Raw genomic sequence first — 18,310 nt, forward strand, 5'->3', positions numbered from 1 at the left:
GCGACATCATGAAGCGCCGGTGTACGTGGGGGTAAGCGATGTCCAACAGGTTCACGCAATACATTCTGGCCGCGATGGTGCTGGGCATCGTCATGGGCTCGGCGATCTACAACTTCCTGCCCGATACGCGCGCCGATTGGGCATCCTCCATCAACCTGATCGCCATGATGTTCCTGCGCCTGATCAAGATGATCATCGCGCCTTTGGTGTTCGCGACCCTGGTCGGCGGCATCGCCCATATGGGCTCGGGCTCCAAGCTCGGCCGCATCTTCGCCAAGACCATGGGCTGGTTCGTCAGTGCCTCCTTCGTATCGCTGCTGCTCGGCCTCGTGATGGTCAATCTGCTCCAGCCCGGCGCCAACTTCCCCGGCACGCTGCCCGCGGCAGGCCAATCGACCGGCCTGCCGGTCTCGGCCTTCTCGATCGAGAAATTCTTGACCCATCTAATCCCGACCTCGATTGCGGACGCGATGGCGCAGAACGAGATCCTCCAGATCGTGATCTTCGCCGTGTTCTTCTCGGTGGCGATGGGCGCGATGCCTGAACGTTCCAAATCGATTCTGGCGCTGATCGACGACGTCGGCCACATCATGCTGAAGGTGACAAGCTATGTGATGCTGTTCGCGCCGCTCGCAGTGTGGGCCGCGATCACCGCGACGGTCGCCAAGAACGGGCTTGCCGTGCTGTGGAAGCTCGTCGTCTTCATGGGCGGCTTCTATCTCTCGCTGGCGATCCTCTGGGGCCTTCTGGTCATCGTCGGCTTCATCGTGATCGGGCCGCGCTACAGTCATCTGCTCAAGCTGATCCGCGAGCCGCTGATGATCGCGTTCTCGACGGCGAGCTCGGAGGCGGCCTATCCGAAGACGCTGGAGGGCCTCAACCGCTTCGGCGCCTCGTCGCGGATCTCGAGCTTCGTGCTGCCGCTCGGCTATTCCTTCAACCTCGACGGCACGATGATGTACTGCACCTTCGCGAGCATCTTCATCGCGCAGAGCTACCACATCGACATGCCGCTCGGCACCCAGCTCGCGATGCTGGCGACGCTGATGATCACCTCCAAGGGAGTCGCTGGCGTGCCTCGCGCCTCCCTCGTCGTGATCGCCTCGACGCTGGCGCAGTTCAACATCCCCGAGGCCGGCCTCTTGATGATCATGGGAATCGACACCTTCCTCGACATGGGCCGCAGCGCCACCAACGTGATCGGCAACACGCTTGCGACCTCGGTGGTTGCGAAATGGGAAGGCGAGCTCGGGCCCGAGCATGCGCTTGAACCGGGCGACCTCGTGCCTGAGGACATGGTTCCGGGCGAAGTGCCTGCGATGGCCGGCCATGGATAGGAGCGAACCATGGGCCAGACACTGGCGAGGTTAGTGATCGTCGGCGTCCTGTGGGTCGCAGCAGCATCGTTGCTCGCGACCTCGGCGGTCGCACAGACCGGCGGCAGCGAGGGGCTCAGCCCGACGCTGTCGGCCATCAAGACGGCGCACACCGTGCGGCTCGGCTACCGCGAGAGCTCGCCGCCGTTCTCCTTCCTCGACCAGGCGGGGCGCCCGATCGGCTACAGCCTCGAGCTCTGCGAGGCCATCGTCGAGGAGATCGGCGTCGAGGTCGACGATCCCAATCTCAGAATCGACTACGTCAAGGTCACCTCGGACGATCGCATCGAGGCCGTGCTTCAGAACAAGATTGATCTCGAATGCGGCTCGACCACGGCCAATGCCGAGCGTGGCAAGCGCGTCGCGTTCTCGCCGCTGATGTTCGTCGCCGGCACCAAGCTGATGGTGCCGAAGGGAGCGGCCGTTTCCGGTGTCGCGGATTTGAAGGGCAAGACCGTCGTCGTGACCAAGGGCACGACCAACGAGCAGGCGATGCACGCCGTCGACAAAAAGCTCTCGCTCGGCCTTAACATCGTGACCGCGCCGGATCACGAGCAGTCGTTCCGGATGGTGGCCGACGGCAAGGCGGATGCGTTCGCGACCGACGACATCCTGCTCTACGGCCTGATCGCGCGTCACAAGGCGCAGGAATATTTTCGCGTGGTCGGGGACTATCTGTCCTACGACCCCTACGGCATCATGTTCAGGAAGGGCGAACCGCAACTCGCCGCCGTGGTCGAACGCGCCTTCCGCAAGCTCGGCTCCAACCGCGACCTCGTCCCGCTCTACAACAAATGGTTCACCGCAAGGCTCCCCACCGGCGAACGGCTGAACGTGCCGATCTCGCTGCAGCTGGAGGAAGCCTTCAAGGCCATGGACGATTCGCCGAGCGCGAATAATTAGGTTGAATTTGTTGCAGGGCTGGGCGCCGCGGACTCACTGCTCTTCCTTCTCCCCTTGTGGGAGAAGGTGGCGCGAAGCGCCGGATGAGGGGTATGCATCCGCGAATTCAATCGTGAAAGGGCGCGCGCGGAGAGAAACCCCTCACCCGTCTCACCGCTACGCGGTGAGCCACCCTCTCCCACAAGGGGAGAGGGGCAGCGAGCTCGCGGCGAGAGTTCAAATCACCTGTCGTCCCCAAACACCCGGTCCAGCGCCGCGTCATAGGTCGCCTGCACCAGCTCCGGATGCAGCTTGCCCAGCGTTTCCATCATCACGCCGGAGTTGATCTCGAGCACGCGCCAGGTGCCATCAACGCGGACCACGTCAATTGACGCAAAGGCGATGCCGATGGCGTTTGCTGCGTGGGTGGCGAGTCTCACGCAAGCCTCGCGAGCCTCGCCGTCCTCCAGCAACACCGGCTTTGCGCCGGCATCGAGATTGTGTCGCCAATCTGTGCCGCGCTGCTTGCTGTAGACGATGAGAGGTACATCATCGAGCAGCACCACACGGACCTCCTCCTCGATCGCGACATAGGGCGAGATCACGAGTCCGGCGCTCATCGAGAAAACTTCACCAACCGCGTGGTCGAGTTCCGCCTCCGTCGTCACCTTGAACACCAAGCGCCCCGATGTCCCCTCGTTGGGCTTCACCACCACGCCTTGCGGATGGTCGCGAAGCAGCTCGAGCATTGCCTCTCGCCAAGTGGGGCCAACAACATTCTTGCCCAGCTTCGGGTTGAGGAAGAGGTGATGGGGAATGCAGGGCACGCCCGCAAGCGCCAGCACTTCGGCCGTGGCCGATTTGTCGTTGGCGAGACGATGCGCGATGGCGCTGTTGAGGCCGATGTCGTAGCCGAAAGCGAAGCGGCGCTCGTCGCCCCGGCGCATCGCGATCAGCCAGCCACTGGCGCGGACATCGACCGTGATGCCGTGCTGTGCGCAATAGCGCCTGATCGCCTGGACAAAGATCCGCTCGCCGTTTGCCATGTGATTCAGTCGTTCCTGTCGCCAAAAGCCGCAAAAATGCGGAAAACGGCGCCCAACCGGGGTGAAAATCAGAGCTATTCTTAATGAAATTCTCGTTAGCGCGATGGAAATTAAGTGCTGCCGTCGAGCCCCCAAGGGAAAAGAAATTGCCCGCCGCGCGCGCTGGGCAGAAAATTCATTAATGATGCGCCCAATTCAGCCCAAATGCCGGTTTGATCGGCATCAATTGCTTCCGAAACGAGGTTGATTATTGGTCTCAATGGCGTAGATCACACACGCGAAATCCTCCGCCATGGCAGATGGTGCCCGCCCCGCTGTCAGGGGCCGGGCAATGCTTTTGCCCGAAAACCGCAAATATTCGGAATATCGAAAATCATGAGCGCGTTTTACCGAGAGAAGGTTCTTTCCGTCCACCACTGGACCGACACGCTGTTCAGCTTCCGCGCCACACGCGACACCGGCTTCCGCTTCCAGAACGGCCAGTTCGCCATGATCGGCCTCGAGGTCGACGGCCGCCCGCTGCTGCGCGCCTACAGCATGGCGAGCGCCAATCACGAGGAACAGCTCGAGTTTTTCTCGATCAAGGTTCAGGACGGTCCGCTGACCTCGCGCCTGCAGAAGATCAAGGAAGGCGACACCATCCTGGTCGGCCGCAAGGCGACCGGCACGCTGATCACCGACAATCTCCTTCCCGGCAAGCGGCTGATGCTGCTCTCGACCGGAACCGGCCTTGCGCCGTTCGCGAGCCTGATCAAGGACCCCGAGGTCTACGATCAGTTCGAGTCGATCGTGCTGGTCCATGGCTGCCGCCAGGTCTCCGAGCTCGCCTATGGCGAGAAGCTCGTCGCGAATTTGCGTGAGGACGAGGTGTTCGGCGAGTTGCTCGCGGACAAGCTGGTCTACTATCCGACCGTGACCCGCGAGCCGTTCCGCAACCGCGGCCGCATCACCGACCTCATCAACTCCGAGCAGATCTTCAACGACATCGGCCAGGGCCCGCTCGACATCGCAACCGACCGCGTCATGATGTGCGGCAGCCCGGCGATGCTCGAAGAGCTGAAGCTGATGTTCGAGGGCCGCGACTTCGTCGAGGGCTCCGGCAACAAGCCCGGCCATTTCGTGATCGAGAAGGCGTTCGTCGAGCGGTAAGCCCGCTCTTTGTGCGCTCTCGGTTGTCGTCCTGGCCTTGTGCGCAATTGCGCACGGGAGCCAAGACCCATACCCACCGAGTGAAGTTTGGCGAAGGCTGGTCGTTGTCAGTCTTCGCAACAACCCCGCTTAGGGGTTATGGGTCCTGGCTTTCGCCAGGACGACGGCGGTGGGTGAAGCGTCTTGCCCGGCTGACCGTCCCTTTCTCTCCCATCTTCCTGCTGCACTGCAAAAGCCCGCCCATCGGGCTGATTGATTTGTCTCAGCCGAATTCGCTAGCCTGAAACAAGGGCCGCGTCATATCCGTATGACAGGCACAGGCGTATCGTAGCGCTCATGCTGGCGAGAGGACGTGATCGTGGCCGATAACAACAAGACGCAAGAAGCTCCGAAACGCCTGCCACTGGCGGAAGAGGGGGTCATGGAAACCCTGCTGCTTCCATTCTCGCCGCGCTTCATCGTGCTGACGATCTGCGCGGTCGTCACCGCGCTCCTGATCGGCGTCGGTATCGCCGACCGCAAGATCTTCGACATCCTGCTGGTCCCGATCCTGATCTTCGCCGCGCTGACCCTGCTCGGCGTCCGCGATCTCCTGCAGAAGAGCCACGCGGTGCTGCGCAACTATCCGATTTCGGCGCATATCCGCTTCCTGCTGGAAGAAATCCGCCCCGAGATGCGGCAATACTTCTTCGAGAGCGAGAAGGACGGCATGCCGTTCTCGCGCGACACCCGCGCGGTGGTCTATCAGCGCGCCAAGATGGAGCTCGACAAGCGGCCGTTCGGAACCCAGGAGGACGTCTATCGCGAGGGCTACGAGTGGATGCATCACTCGGTATCGCCCAAGGCGCATGCCAGGGAAAAATTCCGTGTCGCCATCGGCGGGCCGGATTGCGCAAAACCCTATTCGGCCTCGGTGTTCAACATCTCGGCGATGAGCTTCGGCGCGCTCAGCCCGAACGCGGTGCGTGCGCTCAATGCCGGCGCGAAGAAAGGCGGCTTCGCGCATGACACCGGCGAGGGCGGCGTCAGCCCCTATCACCGCGAGATGGGCGGCGACATCATCTGGGAGATCGGCTCCGGCTATTTCGGCTGCCGTCATCGCGATGGCACCTTCGACCCCGAGGCGTTCGCGCGCGTGGCCGGCGAGGACCAGATCAAGATGGTCGAGCTCAAGATCAGTCAGGGCGCCAAGCCGGGTCATGGCGGCGTGCTGCCGGCCGCAAAAGTCTCGGAAGAGATTTCCAAGATCCGCGGCGTCGCGATGGGAGAGGATTGCATCTCGCCGGCCTCGCACCGCGCCTTCTCCACGCCCATTGGCATGATGCAGTTCATCGCCGAGATGCGCCGCCTGTCCGGCGGCAAGCCGGCGGGCTTCAAGCTGTGCATCGGCCATCCCTGGGAATTCCTGGCGATCTGCAAGGCGATGATGGAGACCGGCATCTATCCCGACTTCATCGTCGTCGACGGCAATGAGGGCGGCACCGGCGCGGCGCCGCTGGAGTTCATGGATCATCTGGGCATGCCGATGCGCGAGGGCGTCAATTTCGTCCACAACGCGCTGGTCGGCATCAATGCGCGCGACCGCATCAAGATCGGCGCGTCCGGCAAGATCGCCACCGCCTTCGACATGGCGCGCGCCATGGCGATCGGCGCCGACTGGTGCAATTCGGCGCGCGGCTTCATGTTCTCGCTCGGCTGCATCCAGTCGCTGAGCTGCCACACCGACCGCTGCCCGACCGGCGTCGCGACGCAGGACCCGACGCGTGCGCGCGCGCTCTACGTGCCGCTCAAGATCGACCGCGTGCAGAATTACCACCATGCGACGCTGCACTCGCTGACCGAGCTGATCGCCGCCGCCGGCCTCGAACATCCGCAGCAACTGCGCCCGATCCATTTCAGCCAGCGGACATCGACGACCCAGGTGCAATCCTTCGCACAGCTCTATCCGGCGCTGCGGCCCGGCGAGCTGCTCGATGGCACGGAAGATCCGCGGTTCCGCGACGGCTGGCGGATGGCGCGCTCCGAGACGTTCCAGCCCGCGCTGTGAGCGTCGCCTCGGTTGCAAGACCGCCGGCTCCGGCGCATAATTCATTGCCGGAGAGGCTGCGTTAAACGCTTGGTTCAACTTTGGGTGTAGCCCCATGGACGAACGGCGCGACAAGGCGAGACATCGTGTTCTGAAAGCCGGAACCATCGAGTTCGGCGGTGGCGCGATCGACTGCACCGTCCGCAACCTGTCCGAGACCGGCGCAGCCCTCGACGTCACCAGCCCGGTCGGCATCCCCGACCGTTTCACCCTGTTCGTCCACGCCGACGGAAAGCATCTGTCCTGCACCGTGGCGTGGCGCAAGGAAAAGCGGATCGGGGTGAGGTTCGGGTGAGGATGTACCCTCTCCCCCTGTGGGAGAGGGTGGCTCGCCGCGTAGCGGCGAGACGGGTGAGGGGTTGTCTCCGCGAGCACTCCTCTTACGATTAACTGTGCGGAAAGAACCCCCTCATCCGGCGCTTCGCGCCACCTCCCGAACTAGGCGGATCTCCCGACGGGCCCAGTTGTCACCTCTAGTCTGACCCAGTGTTACGTAACACTGAGTCCAGCACGTCCGAATAGAGGCGAAGGGATTATCGGCGAGGTGTCGTCCACCAGCAGAAGTTTTTATCACTGCTGAAGTTGATGGACGGCTGCAGGCAGACTAGTCGACCGTGCTCCCAGTCCTGAACACGGATCACGGTCCACATCATGTCGTAGGTGTTGCGCGACGATCTGAATTCCATGCACCCGGTCTTGCTGTTCATCGGGTCGTGCTGGTCGAGGAAGTCCAGATAGTTCGAGGCAAGGACACCCTGCTTCATGACTTCGGCGCTGTAGCAGCCGAAGCCAAACTTGGCGTGCAACGTCTGATCCTGAAACACGTCGCCGACGTGCAGAAGATACGGCGGCGGTGTTGTGTCCGCCTTGGCTGGGACAGCCGGGATCAGCAGCACAAGCGCTACCGCAGTAAGAAGACGTTTCATGCGTTCACCTTCTTTCTGACCGAAGTCCTGACTAGGAGGTCCTGACTGGCGGGCGAGCATCAGCGCCGCATCGTGAACCGTCCGATGTTCCTCCCGGACGAGTCATAGATCGTCGTCTGATTGCCACTGGTCGACTCGCGGCCGACGACCTTGCCGCGTGTTGGTGATGTCCATCAGGTGCTTCTCCTAGAAGTCGTGCTTTGTTTCCTTCATGAACGTCGAATCCGTCTCCCACATGAACAGGCCGTCGTTCCGGTCGTCGTCGTAGAACCCGATCCGGTAGTAGAGCCGATGGCTCTTGATCTTCTCGCCACCGCACACGAACGTCGCGCGATACTCGACGTCGCGCCGCGTGGGTTTTTGCGGTGTCAGACCGATAAGGCGGCAGCCAAACTCGCCTGCCTCGTACTCGAAACCGTCAGCCGTGATGCGGATGCCGTCATCGTTCTTCCCGCAATGCTTCAGCATATGGTTCTCGCCGCACCATCGGCCGTGGAACATCGACGGCATCTTGGGTGCGGCGTCTGCGGTAGTGGCCAGCAATAACGGAACTGCCGCAGCGATCAGATATTTTTTCATTGGCTTGCTCCATGCGTTGAGCAGGCGGTCGGCACCATGCGTCTGCTCCTCCGACCCAGTGACACGTTTCACTGACTCTGACGCCTTCGCCCGCGACTCAGGGGTTCGTCGCGCGTCCGATGACTCTACCGGCGGGATCGTAGATCGTCGTCGTGTTGCCGCTGGTGCTCTCGCGGCCGACGACCTTCCCGCTCGCGTCATAGAGGGTCTTCGTGCCTTGGCTGTCGGTAGCGGCGCGGCCGACGACCTTGCCGGACGAGTCGTAGAAGGTGCGCTGTTGCGCCGACGCTGCGCCGGTCAGCAGCGCGACAATGAGCGGGATAAGCAGGACCTTGGCCGTGGGACTGGTCATTCACCACCAAAAAGAAAATCGTGTACCACAATCGCCTCTTCTACCAGATAGAGGCCACGGCGCAGCGATTTCCACGCAATGCGATGTGCGCCAGTTCCTGCCAATCTTCGCATAAGCGCGTCGTTGGCCAGCATTTCGTGCGCAATGTAGTTGCGACACCCCTTCAACTCTTCCATCAAGTGGATGAAGTCTTGTCGCAACCCGCGCTCGCCCAGTTCTTTTACCACGCGCCCGAGCGTCCAGCGTTTGATCCTCTCTTCGTCATAGCCGTGCTTGCTCATTAGGAGGTTCTTCAGTCCTAGCTCAACAAGCTGGGCTTTGCCCATGAAGATGGCGAAGCTCTCCAGAAAACTAAGCCTGTCGAGGCTACGAAGTCGCCGGGCAACGATCGAATGGACTTGCTTTCCGCTGAGTGATCGCCGCGTGGTTTTTAGGGGCTTGTCTATCGACGTTCCGAATTCCTTGCTGTCACTCATCCTGCGGACCTGTAGCTCCCATGTGTCATCCCAAGAAGGCAAACCATTTGAACGCCACCGCGCTCCAGCGTGCGAAGTCGAGCAACGACAGTTCGGCGCGCCAATCGTTGCGCCCCTTGCTTCCATACAGGTAGAGGCGTGGTTGGTAGTAAGCACCCTCCTCATCTGGGTTGTTGGCTGCATCGGGGACTACGACATCGAACCGGATGTCAGTTGCGTGAATGATCTTGTTGCACGCCTCGCGCAAGGTGAGCACCTCGAACTTGCTCTTGTCCGTCGCCCAGTTTGGAAACAGCTTTCCGCAATCCGACCCCGGCTCGTCTGCTGGTCCCCCCGATTGATCGAAGTGGATTCGCACGCCAGCCGCACAGGAGATCAAGATGCGCGTGACCTCGGATTTGAAGTAGCCTCCCTGCATCATCGCGATGGCGGGCGAGGTAAGGCCTTGCCTCGCCACGTCGCGAGATGACGAGACCATGCAAATGAGCCGATAGAGGTCGAGCAGAAACGCGCCCGGCTCAATCGCGTGGACCTGCTTGTCGGCAAGGTACGGTTGTTCTTCAGCCATGAGGACAGCATAGGCGATTCGTGCAGCGTCTCGCCGCCCCGGCACGCCCGTCCGTGCGTTGATCTAGCTCACCCGCAGTGCGACAATGACGGCGGCTTATCGATGCATCCACAGCCTTTTCCGGCGTCCCGGCCGGGCGAGACAGAACGGCAGACAGCAGTCCGTCAATGCGTTGATTTTACACAGAAAATATCAACATCCCTTCTCCCACAAGGGGAGAGGGAAGCGGTGCCACAAACTTCGCCCGTGCGGGGACACGACTGAAGATATTAGCGAGCGCGCGCCTCACGCCGCCGCCTGCTCGCCGCGCCGGCTCGCCAAAATCTTGTCGATCCGTCGTCCATCGAGATCGACCACCTCGATGTGCCAGCCGGCGAAGTCGAAGGCGTCGCCGACATTGGGCAGCATGCTGAACTGTTGCAGCACGAGGCCAGCGACCGTGTTGTAGCGGTGCGGCGGCAGCTCGATGCCGAGCAGCTCGCCGAACTCGTCGACCGGCATCCAGCCGGAGATCAGGAGCGAGTCGTCGTCGCGCCTGACAAAGGCCGGCTCGGGCGGCCCCTCCTCGGAATGAAAGGCGCCGACGATCGACTCGAGGATGTCTGCGGCCGTCACCATGCCTTCGAAGGCGCCGTATTCGTCGTAGACGAAGCCGACATGGACCGGCGCAGCTTTCAGGATGGTCAGCACGTTCGCGGGCATCCGCCGAGGCCGGAATGCCCGGCGCCTCGCGCACGAGTGCGCGCAGATCCGGCGCGCGCTGGTTCATATAAGCGATCAGCAGGTCCTTGGCCTGGAGCACGCCGATCGGCTTGTCGCGATCGCCGTCCGAGACGGGGAAGCGCGAATGCGGGCTCTTTGCGATGATCTCGTGAATGGTCTCCGGATCATCGTTCAGGTCGATCTCGTCGACCTCGGTGCGCGGCGTCATGACGGCGCCGACTGGGCGGTCGCCGAGCCGCATCACGCCGGCGATCATCTCCTTCTCGCCGGGCTCGAGCACGCCTGCGCTCTCGGCCTCGCGGACAAGATGATGGATCTCGTCCTCCGAGACCTTTTCCTCGGCGCTGCCGCCGCGGCCGAGCAGCGTGAGGATCAGCTTGCCGGAGACATCGAGCAGGAACACGAGCGGCAGCGAGATCCGCGCCAGCAGGTGCATCGCGGGCGCGACCCTGACCGCGATGCTCTCGGGATCGCGCAGCGCCACCTGCTTCGGCACCAGCTCGCCGACGATCAGGGTGGCGTAGGTGATGAGCGTGACGACGAGGCCGACGCCGACGATGTCGGCAATGCCTGATGACATGCCGAGCTCGACCAGCCATTGCGTCAGCCGCTGCCCGAGCGTCGCGCCCGAGAATGCGCCGGAGAGCACGCCGACCAGCGTGATGCCGATCTGCACCGTCGAAAGAAATTTGCCGGGATCGGCCGCCAGGGTCAGCGCCCGCTCGGCGCCACGGACGCCCTTGGCCGCGAGCAGCGACAGCCGCGCCGGACGGGACGACACCACGGCCAGCTCGGACATGGACAAGAGGCCGTTGATGACGATCAGGACGACGACGATGACGAGTTCGATCGAGAGCATTGACGTTCCGAGAGTAAGCCAGTGTCGCCGGATGAGGGCACGAGTATTGATATAGGTATTCCGGGAGGAAATGCCGACCATTCTGTCGCATCCGGCACCACGGGGAACCGTGATCGACGGCGTTCCGACAGGTCCGCGACGAGATGGCACTCCGCGGAACTACGGGGCGTTACTTAACGGGCTCTTAGTGGCCGCCGGCTAGGTTTTCCGACATTTGCAGAATGTATTCGGGGACCAGGATGCGGATCGGGAAGCTTTTCGCGCTGTCGATGCTGACGGTGACGGTTTTTGCAGTCATCCTCGGCGCCGAGGTGCTCATACCCCAGGCGCGCATCTTCACGAACCGCTCCGACGCGATCAAGACCGTCGACGCTTTTGCGGCGACCCTGATGGTCAGCCAGCAGGTTGCCGGCCTTCGCGCCCCCTACATTGGACCGATCTTCCAGGATGCCGCAGCCACACAGGCCCAGATCGATAATGCCGCGAAGGCGGGGAAAGCCGCCGATGCCGCATTCGAGGGCGCAAGGCGAGCCATCATTGTGCTCGATGACGGTGCTGCGATGGTCGAGAACCTCGACCGTGCCACGCGGCGGTTGAAGGAGATCTACACCGCGGCCGATCGCGCGATGGGCCTTCCTCTGGCGGCGCGCGATAGCTCTGCGATCAAGGGCTTCCTGCCCGGAGTCGCCGAGGTCCTCGGCAGTATCGAGCCGATCATGAACCGGCTCGAGGCGAAGGTCATCAATGCCGATTCCTCGCTTGCGGCGCTGTTGAGCCTGGCGCGGACGGCGCAGGATCTGCGCGTTGCCGCCGGCAGCCGCGCGGCCACGCTGTCCCCGCGCTGTCCGCGCGTCGCCCGCTCACGGCGGCCGAATTCTCGCTGATGGATCGCATGCAGGGGCGTGTGGAAGCCGACCGCGAGCGCATCGAGGCCGGCATCGACCAGCTCGGGAATCCGCCGCGGATCGCCACCGCGCTGAAGGCGGCAACGGAATCTATTTCGGAAAAGCAGCGGCTGCGGTGGACAAGGAGATGGCTGCTGCGCGCAGCGATGGCAAATATGGAATCGACAGCGATGAGCTGGCAAAGGTCATCGTGCCAGCCATCCAGATGTTCTACGGCGTGCGCGACGCGGCGCTGGCCGAAGCGGCCGAGCGCGCCTCGTCCTCTCGTGATGGTGCGCTGGCGATGCTGGCGCTTGCGGCCGTCGCGGTGCTGGCATTGCTCGGCACGCTCGGTGGTGTGACCGTGATGCTGCGCAGCCGCGTGGTGACGCCGCTCGGCCGGCTCGCCGATGTGATCGGAACGCTCGCCGCCGGGCAGCACGAGGTCGAGATTCCCGCGAGCGGCCGCAACGACGAGATCGGTCAGGTCGCGGGCTCGCTCCGGCACTTCAAGGATTCACTCGTCGCCAAGAAAGCCGCCGACGAGGCCGCCGCGGTCGAAGCCGAGGCGAAGCTTCAGCGCGGCCAGCGCATGGATCAGATCGCGCGCGAGTTCGAGGCCATGATCGGCGACGTGATCAACACCGTGTCGTCGGCATCGTCGGAGCTGGAAGTCTCGGCGGGAACGCTGACGAATACGGCCGATCAATCGGAAAAGGTCACCGCGACCGTCGCTGCCGCCTCCGAGCAGGCCTCGACCAACGTGCAGACCGTTGCCGCGGCGGCGGAGGAAATGGCCTCGTCGGTCGACGAGATCAGCCGGCAGGTCCAGGATTCCGCGCGCATCGCCGGCGAGGCGGTGCAGCAGGCAGGGCGCACCAACGATTATGTCGGCGAGCTCGCCAAGGCGGCGGGGCGGATCGGGGACGTGGTCGAGCTCATCAGCCAGATCGCAGGCCAGACCAATCTTCTGGCCCTCAACGCCACCATCGAGGCGGCGCGGGCCGGCGAGGCCGGCCGCGGCTTCGCCGTGGTCGCCTCCGAGGTCAAGGCACTGGCCGAGCAGACCGCCAAGGCCACCGGCGAGATCAGCCAGCAGATTACGGGCATTCAGACCGCGACGGAGGATTCGGTCGGCGCCATCAAGGCGATCGGCGGCACCATCGGCCGCATGTCCGAGATTGCTTCCGCAATCGCCGCGGCGGTCGAGGAGCAGGGCGCGGCGACGCGGGAGATTTCCCGCAACGTGCAGCAGGCGGCGCGCGGCACTCAACAGGTCTCCGCCAGCATTGTCGACGTGCAGCGCGGTGCGAGCCAAACCGGATCGGCCTCCGCCAACGTGCTCGCGTCCGCGAGATCGCTGTCCGGCGAGAGCAGCCGTCTCAAGCTCGAGGTCGGAAAATTCCTGGACGCGATCCGCGCCGCGTAGGTTCACCTCTCCCGCTTGCGGGAGAGGTCGGCGCGAAGCGCCGGGTGAGGGCTTTCTCCTCTCGGGGATTGTCCCACTGCGGAAGCACCCTCTCCCCGACGCTCTCCCGCAAGCGGGAGAGGGGGCGCACCTCCGTCATTGCAGCGATCAAGCCTCATTTCATCGCGCTTTAGAACTCCCCGTGCAGCCGTCCTGAAAACACCGACACCGGTCCGCGGTCGGCGTTGTAGGCGGGGTTGACGATGAGCTGATAGTCGGCAGTGAGAGTGAGATTCTTGTTCAGCGCATAGGCGTAATACGTTTCGAGGATGCGCTCCTTGCGGTAATTGAGCGCGCCGTCGCCGATGAGAATACCGAGACCGCCCGCCGCCAGGAAGTCCCGATAGTCTTGCGAGATGGCATTGATGGCGCCGCCGATGCCGATCACGTCGTCCGGCCGGCCCCATTTCGTGCCCTTGATCGACAGTCCGGCGGACAGGCTGCGGTTGATGTCGGTAAAGGCGATCGTCTCGCTCTTGCCATCGTTCCAGCTCCAGCGGCCGAACAGCCCGACATCGTCCGTGATCGCCTGCTCGAGGTTGAGCACATAGCCATACTTCAGGCGGCCGCGCCGGGTCTGCGCGATGTCGAGATTGAGCGCGGGATTATCCAGCGTCTCGCGGAGGCTGCCCATGTTGGCGCTGTCGAGCCAGCCCATGGTCCTGAGCTTGCCGGGCTGGCCGAACAGCGAGAAGCGCGTCTCGAGCTCGAGCACGTATTGGCCGCGCTCCCCGACTTTTGTGTCGAAATGATTTGAATTGGGCTCGGCGACCATCAGGAAATAGCCGCCGCGCAGCGCCCAGTGCTTCTGGTTGAGCTCGGCAGTGACGCCATAGGTGAGGCCGACCTTGTCGGCGGAATAGTCGAAGGCGCCCGGCGCCCATAGCGACCAGTTCATGAAGTCCTTGCGGGTGTCCTTGGCGTAAGCATTGCCGTCGAACACGTCGACGACCGCGAACTTGCCGGCCTGCAAGGTGAGCCTGGAAACGTCGACCTTCTGGCCGAGCTGCAACTGGCTGCTCGCAAGCTCCTCCTGCTCGCCGCCGAAGCCAAATGTCTGGCGCACGAACAGGCGCGAGGTGTTGTAATGCGGATAGGGGAAGTTCGACTTCTGCGCTTCGCCGTTCGGGAATCCGGCGGCACCGACCGTGTCGTTCAGTCCAAATCCCTGGAGGAGTTCGGGATTGTAATAGACCTCGCCGCCGTCCCAGAGCCGTGCGTTCAGGAACAGGCTGTTGCTCCACGTCGCTTTGGCCTGCGCCGAGGGTGAGAGCGAGTTCGGCCCAGTGTAGAGCGCGGGGAACGACGGATAGCCCTGCGGCAGATAGGTGCTCTGGCCGTGAATCTCCCAGCGATCGGATTCCGTGTCGATCAGGGAGCTCTTCGGCAAGTTCTTGGGGTCATAGCTCGGCATGCCTGGCCAATTGACCTTGCGGTTGAGGCCGAGCCTGACCTGTTGGAAGTCGAGCGACGAGGAAGTGTATTGGGCTCCCGTGGAGAAGGCGACATTGGCGCCGTCGAAGCGGCTGTAGAGATATTCGAGCCGCGCGCTCCAATGCGGCGCGAAGCCGTATTCGATGCCCGCGCCCGCAATCCAGCCGGGCCGCGTGTTCAGGATTTTCGGGACTTCGGCGCCGGAAGCCGGCGTGTCGAAATAGCGCTCGCCCATCCACGCAAAGCCGCCGGTGGCGTAGAGCAGCCACGGGCCGCTGGTGTAGCCGACGCGACCGCGCAGGCTCGTGGTGTAGTCCCATTGCTGGGTGACGGTGTTGGCGGGGGTGGCCAGGAAGGAGACGATCGAGTTCGAGGTGATGTAGTTGGGAAACGAGAAATCGCCTTCGACGCCGACCAGCCAGCCGGAATTGAGCCGGTAATTGTAGCCGGCCTGCACGCCGCCGATCATGCCGCTGAAGACGCCGCTGTCGCCGATTGCGGTGCCGTCGTTCAGCGCAAAGTGCGACGAACCCCGGCTATAGCCGGCATGCGCGCCGATATAGAGGCCCGTCCAATCATAGACCGCGCTCAGCGCCGGCGCCTTCAGCGGCAGATCGGCCGCGGTACCTTTGGCGGGCAAAGCCAACACGCCGGTGGCAATCGCCGCAGCCGTCCGCAAGTACCTGTAACGGTGACTTCTCAACGTCAAAACGCACGCCCCCAAACGCGAATGCATCCACCCGCCGCGACATCCCTGCCGATTCGCGGCGACCCTGTCATCAGGTCTTAGGTGCTCACGCGGTCGACCGAGATGATCTCGATCCGGCGCGATTTCGTCCCAAGCCCCTCGTCTTGCTACGGACCTTATTGCGATTAATTCGCAATAGCAACTGGCGCGCGTCGCCGCAGAGGATGGTTCGCACCCGTGTGTGACGGGACTGCAACAAAGTCGGAGTCCAAAACAGATGACCCCGCCCGGGGGACGCCGGGCGGGGTCGGGGGCACGACACGGGGTGGATGAGGCGCCCGTGTCGGACGCAGGATCCACGTGGGAGATCGGCCTCAGATACTCAGATCAGTAGCAGGTACGAACGCGGCCGACGTACTGGCCGAAGGCGTTGTACTGGGCGACCCAGCCGCAGCGGTGATAGCCGTAGTAGTAGGGATCATTGCTGGCGGCGATCGCGGAGCCGACGACGGCGGCGGTGGCGATGCCGGCGCCCACGCCCCAGACCCAGCCGGGCTGCTTGGCTTCGGCCGGGGAAGTGGTGGACACGATGCTGCCGGTCACGGCGAGGGCAGCCAGAGCTGTGGCGGCAATCTTGGTCTTGATCGACATGTGAAACTCCATCCGGGGTTGAGGCGGTCCGTTGTGGCCCGCGTGCCCAGTTGGACGGAGGCTCCTCGTGTCCGGTTCGAAGCCGGGAAAGGCGGTCGCCGAACCCTGTGCTTTCCTGAACAATTCCAGGGAGATGGGAGCTAGCCGAGGGGCCCCTTGGCGAGCCTGTTCACGTCGAAGTTATCGACCTCGCTCAGCAGTTCGCAAAAGGCTGTCGCGCCCTGATCGAGAAGCTGCTCGCCCTTTCCGCCCCAGCCAAGGTCGCGTTGCCGACGGCGCCGCTGGCGTTGAGATCCTGCGCCTGCCAGGCGAACGGCGCGGGACGCTGCGTCGACAGCCAGCGATACTGCTGCTCGATCGCGATGCTGCTCGCGGGAAAATCCGCGATCGCATTCATGCGCACCTGATCGGGATAGCGCGCCAGCATGATCGAGGTCTCGACCGCGCCGCCGTGAATGCCGTGGCGCACTTCATCGGCTGGGAACAGTTTGTCGGCGCCTGATAGCCGCGACCACGACGTCGTCACCACGAACAGCTTGTGATGCGCGCGAAGATCCTGCGCCACCAGCATCATGGCCGCGCTGTTGCCGCCGTGGCTGGTGATGATGACGAGCTTCTTCACGCCGCGACGAGCGACGTCTTCGCCGATCCCTGTCCATCGCTTCAGCGCGACGTCAATCGGCAGCGTCTGCGTGCCCGGATAGTCGATGTGCTCGGTGGAGATGCCAACTGGTTCAACGGGCAGAAAACTGGCCGGAACGGTTTCGGGCAACAGCTCGCGCACGCGCGCCAGATACGCGTTCGCGATCAGCACGTCGGTTTCGAGCGGCAGATGCGGGCCATGCTGCTCTGTCGCCGCCAGCGGCAGCACCGCAATCCAGCGCGAGACCTCGGCCGGGGCCGCATCGGCCCAGCGGTTCTCGGTCCAGTCGCGCGACGGCATCATTGAGCTTTCCTTGCAGGTTTCTTTGGAGGTTTCTTTGCCTGAATTTGTCACGTAATTTGGGGTATGAGGGGACGCGGGCCCGGCCGGCTCGCGTCCCCGAACTTCATGCGGTTTTATCGCGTTGCGTTCACATCGGCCAGCAACGATCGACGGAGTCCCTTCATGAGCCCTTCTCATCTGCGGCGAGCGTTAACGGCGGGCCTGATGGCCGCTTTGGTCGGAAGCGTGCCAGTGCGGGCCGAGACGCTCGACAAGGTTACCTTCGGCACCAATTGGGTCGCCGAGGCCGAGCATGGCGGCTTCTTCCAGGCGGTCGCCGACGGCACCTACAAGAAATACGGCCTCGACGTCACCATCGTGCCCGGCGGGCCCAATGAAAATAACCGGATGCTGCTGATCGCCGGCAAGATCGATTTCTTCATGGCCGCGAACACGCTGATGTCGTTCGATGCGGTCGCCAACAACGTCCCCGTCGTCACCATCGCCGCGATCTTCCAGAAGGATCCGCAGGTGATGCTGACGCAGCCCGACGCCAAGGTCGCCAAGATCGAGGATCTCAAGCCGCTGACGCTGTTCGTCTCCAAGGAGGGCATGACCAGCTACTTCCAGTGGCTGAAGTCCGAATATGGATTCAGCGAGAAGAACGTCCGTCCCTATAATTTCAATCCGCAGCCTTTCATCGCCAACCCCAAGAGCGCCATGCAGGGCTACGTGACATCGGAGCCCTTCGCGGTCGAGAAGGCGGCCGGCTTCAAGCCCAACGTGCTGCTGCTCGCCGATTACGGCTTCAACACCTATTCGACCCTGATCGAGACCCGCCGCGACGTGGTCGAGAAGAAGCCCGATCTCGTCCAGCGCTTTGTCGATGCCTCCATGATCGGCTGGTACAATTACATCTACCGCGACAATTCCGCCGGCAATGCCATGATCAAGCAGCTCAATCCGGAGATGACCGACGATCTGCTCGCCTATTCCGTCGCCAAGATGAAGGAGCACGGCATCATTGATTCCGGCGACAGCCTGAAGAACGGCATCGGCGCCATGAGCGACGAGCGCTATACCTCCTTCTTCAACAAGATGGTGAAGGCGGGCGTGGTGAAGCCCGATCTCGATTTCCGCAAATCCTATACGCTGCGCTTCGTCAACAAGGGCGTCGGCGTCGAGCTGCGCCCGAACAAGCCGTAACGCATGCTGAGATTTGAGCAAGGTGCGTCGGC

14 protein-coding genes and 3 pseudogenes are annotated in these 18,310 nt (G+C 63.1%); 7 read left to right on the forward strand and 10 right to left on the reverse strand.

Features of this window, described 5'->3' with window-relative positions:
• The first annotated feature begins 38 nt into the window (after positions 1-38).
• Together ACSKB8_RS11450 and ACSKB8_RS11455 are read left to right on the forward strand one after the other, a co-directional pair.
• Positions 39-1,337: a dicarboxylate/amino acid:cation symporter gene (locus tag ACSKB8_RS11450; RefSeq protein WP_438104137.1), complete on the forward strand. Its 1,299-nt coding sequence runs from the start codon at positions 39-41 to the stop codon at positions 1,335-1,337.
• A gap of 9 nt (positions 1,338-1,346) precedes the next feature.
• A complete protein-coding gene (locus tag ACSKB8_RS11455) occupies positions 1,347-2,279 on the forward strand; it encodes an amino acid ABC transporter substrate-binding protein (RefSeq protein ID WP_438104139.1) in 933 nt (310 codons plus the stop codon).
• Positions 2,280-2,500: 221 nt separating this feature from the next.
• On the opposite strand, the gene ACSKB8_RS11460 is transcribed toward ACSKB8_RS11455, so the two are convergent.
• On the reverse strand, positions 2,501-3,304 hold the full coding sequence (locus tag ACSKB8_RS11460; protein ID WP_438104141.1) for an ATP-grasp domain-containing protein: 804 nt from the start codon (positions 3,302-3,304) through the stop codon (positions 2,501-2,503).
• Between the two features lie 375 nt (positions 3,305-3,679).
• Here ACSKB8_RS11460 and ACSKB8_RS11465 point away from each other — a divergent pair, with 375 nt between their 5' ends.
• The 3 genes from ACSKB8_RS11465 to ACSKB8_RS11475 all read left to right on the forward strand — a co-directional run bounded on the left by ACSKB8_RS11465 (position 3,680) and on the right by ACSKB8_RS11475 (position 6,834).
• Positions 3,680-4,453, forward strand: a complete 774-nt coding sequence (locus ACSKB8_RS11465) for a ferredoxin--NADP reductase (RefSeq protein WP_091896801.1) — start codon at positions 3,680-3,682, stop codon at positions 4,451-4,453.
• Positions 4,454-4,811: 358 nt separating this feature from the next.
• Positions 4,812-6,500 (forward strand): FMN-binding glutamate synthase family protein, encoded by a 1,689-nt coding sequence (locus tag ACSKB8_RS11470; protein WP_438104142.1) that lies wholly within the window; start codon positions 4,812-4,814, stop codon positions 6,498-6,500.
• Positions 6,501-6,594: 94 nt separating this feature from the next.
• Positions 6,595-6,834 (forward strand): PilZ domain-containing protein, encoded by a 240-nt coding sequence (locus ACSKB8_RS11475; RefSeq protein ID WP_438104144.1) that lies wholly within the window; start codon positions 6,595-6,597, stop codon positions 6,832-6,834.
• Between the two features lie 238 nt (positions 6,835-7,072).
• Here the strand turns inward: ACSKB8_RS11475 and ACSKB8_RS11480 are convergent, their stop codons facing one another.
• The 6 genes and pseudogenes from ACSKB8_RS11480 to ACSKB8_RS11505 form a co-directional block, all read right to left on the reverse strand.
• On the reverse strand, positions 7,073-7,465 hold the full coding sequence (locus tag ACSKB8_RS11480; protein WP_438104145.1) for a hypothetical protein: 393 nt from the start codon (positions 7,463-7,465) through the stop codon (positions 7,073-7,075).
• Positions 7,466-7,651: 186 nt separating this feature from the next.
• The gene (locus ACSKB8_RS11485) at positions 7,652-8,044 is read right to left on the reverse strand and encodes a hypothetical protein (protein WP_438104147.1); all 393 of its coding nucleotides are present in this window, start codon (positions 8,042-8,044) and stop codon (positions 7,652-7,654) included.
• Positions 8,045-8,141: 97 nt separating this feature from the next.
• Positions 8,142-8,396, reverse strand: a complete 255-nt coding sequence (locus tag ACSKB8_RS11490; RefSeq protein ID WP_438104148.1) for a hypothetical protein — start codon at positions 8,394-8,396, stop codon at positions 8,142-8,144.
• On the reverse strand, positions 8,393-8,872 hold the full coding sequence (locus ACSKB8_RS11495) for a hypothetical protein (RefSeq protein WP_438104150.1): 480 nt from the start codon (positions 8,870-8,872) through the stop codon (positions 8,393-8,395). The genes ACSKB8_RS11490 and ACSKB8_RS11495 overlap by 4 nt, the downstream gene beginning before the upstream one ends.
• A 25-nt stretch (positions 8,873-8,897) precedes the next feature.
• Positions 8,898-9,440 carry a hypothetical protein gene (locus ACSKB8_RS11500; RefSeq protein WP_438104152.1) on the reverse strand — a complete coding sequence of 181 codons (543 nt, stop codon included), beginning with the start codon at positions 9,438-9,440 and terminating at the stop codon, positions 8,898-8,900.
• A 285-nt stretch (positions 9,441-9,725) separates the two neighbouring features.
• Positions 9,726-11,022, reverse strand: a pseudogene (locus tag ACSKB8_RS11505) (hemolysin family protein).
• Positions 11,023-11,261: 239 nt separating this feature from the next.
• Between ACSKB8_RS11505 and ACSKB8_RS11510 the strand changes: the two are divergent.
• Positions 11,262-13,335 (forward strand): annotated as a pseudogene (locus tag ACSKB8_RS11510) (methyl-accepting chemotaxis protein).
• A gap of 169 nt (positions 13,336-13,504) precedes the next feature.
• Here ACSKB8_RS11510 and ACSKB8_RS11515 read toward each other — a convergent pair.
• From ACSKB8_RS11515 to ACSKB8_RS11525, 3 genes and pseudogenes are all read right to left on the reverse strand, one after another.
• Positions 13,505-15,544 (reverse strand): carbohydrate porin, encoded by a 2,040-nt coding sequence (locus ACSKB8_RS11515; RefSeq protein WP_438104153.1) that lies wholly within the window; start codon positions 15,542-15,544, stop codon positions 13,505-13,507.
• Between the two features lie 339 nt (positions 15,545-15,883).
• Positions 15,884-16,147, reverse strand: coding sequence for a hypothetical protein (locus tag ACSKB8_RS11520; RefSeq protein WP_438104155.1), 264 nt, complete (start codon positions 16,145-16,147; stop codon positions 15,884-15,886).
• Between the two features lie 140 nt (positions 16,148-16,287).
• A pseudogene (locus tag ACSKB8_RS11525) lies at positions 16,288-17,093 on the reverse strand (creatininase family protein).
• 162 nt (positions 17,094-17,255) lie between these two features.
• On the opposite strand from ACSKB8_RS11525, the gene ACSKB8_RS11530 reads away from it, so the two are divergent.
• Positions 17,256-18,278 (forward strand): ABC transporter substrate-binding protein, encoded by a 1,023-nt coding sequence (locus ACSKB8_RS11530; RefSeq protein WP_438104156.1) that lies wholly within the window; start codon positions 17,256-17,258, stop codon positions 18,276-18,278.
• Positions 18,279-18,310 lie beyond the last annotated feature (32 nt).

This window comes from Bradyrhizobium sp. BR 1432, from assembly GCF_051547705.1.
Lineage (GTDB): Bacteria > Pseudomonadota > Alphaproteobacteria > Rhizobiales > Xanthobacteraceae > Bradyrhizobium > Bradyrhizobium zhanjiangense.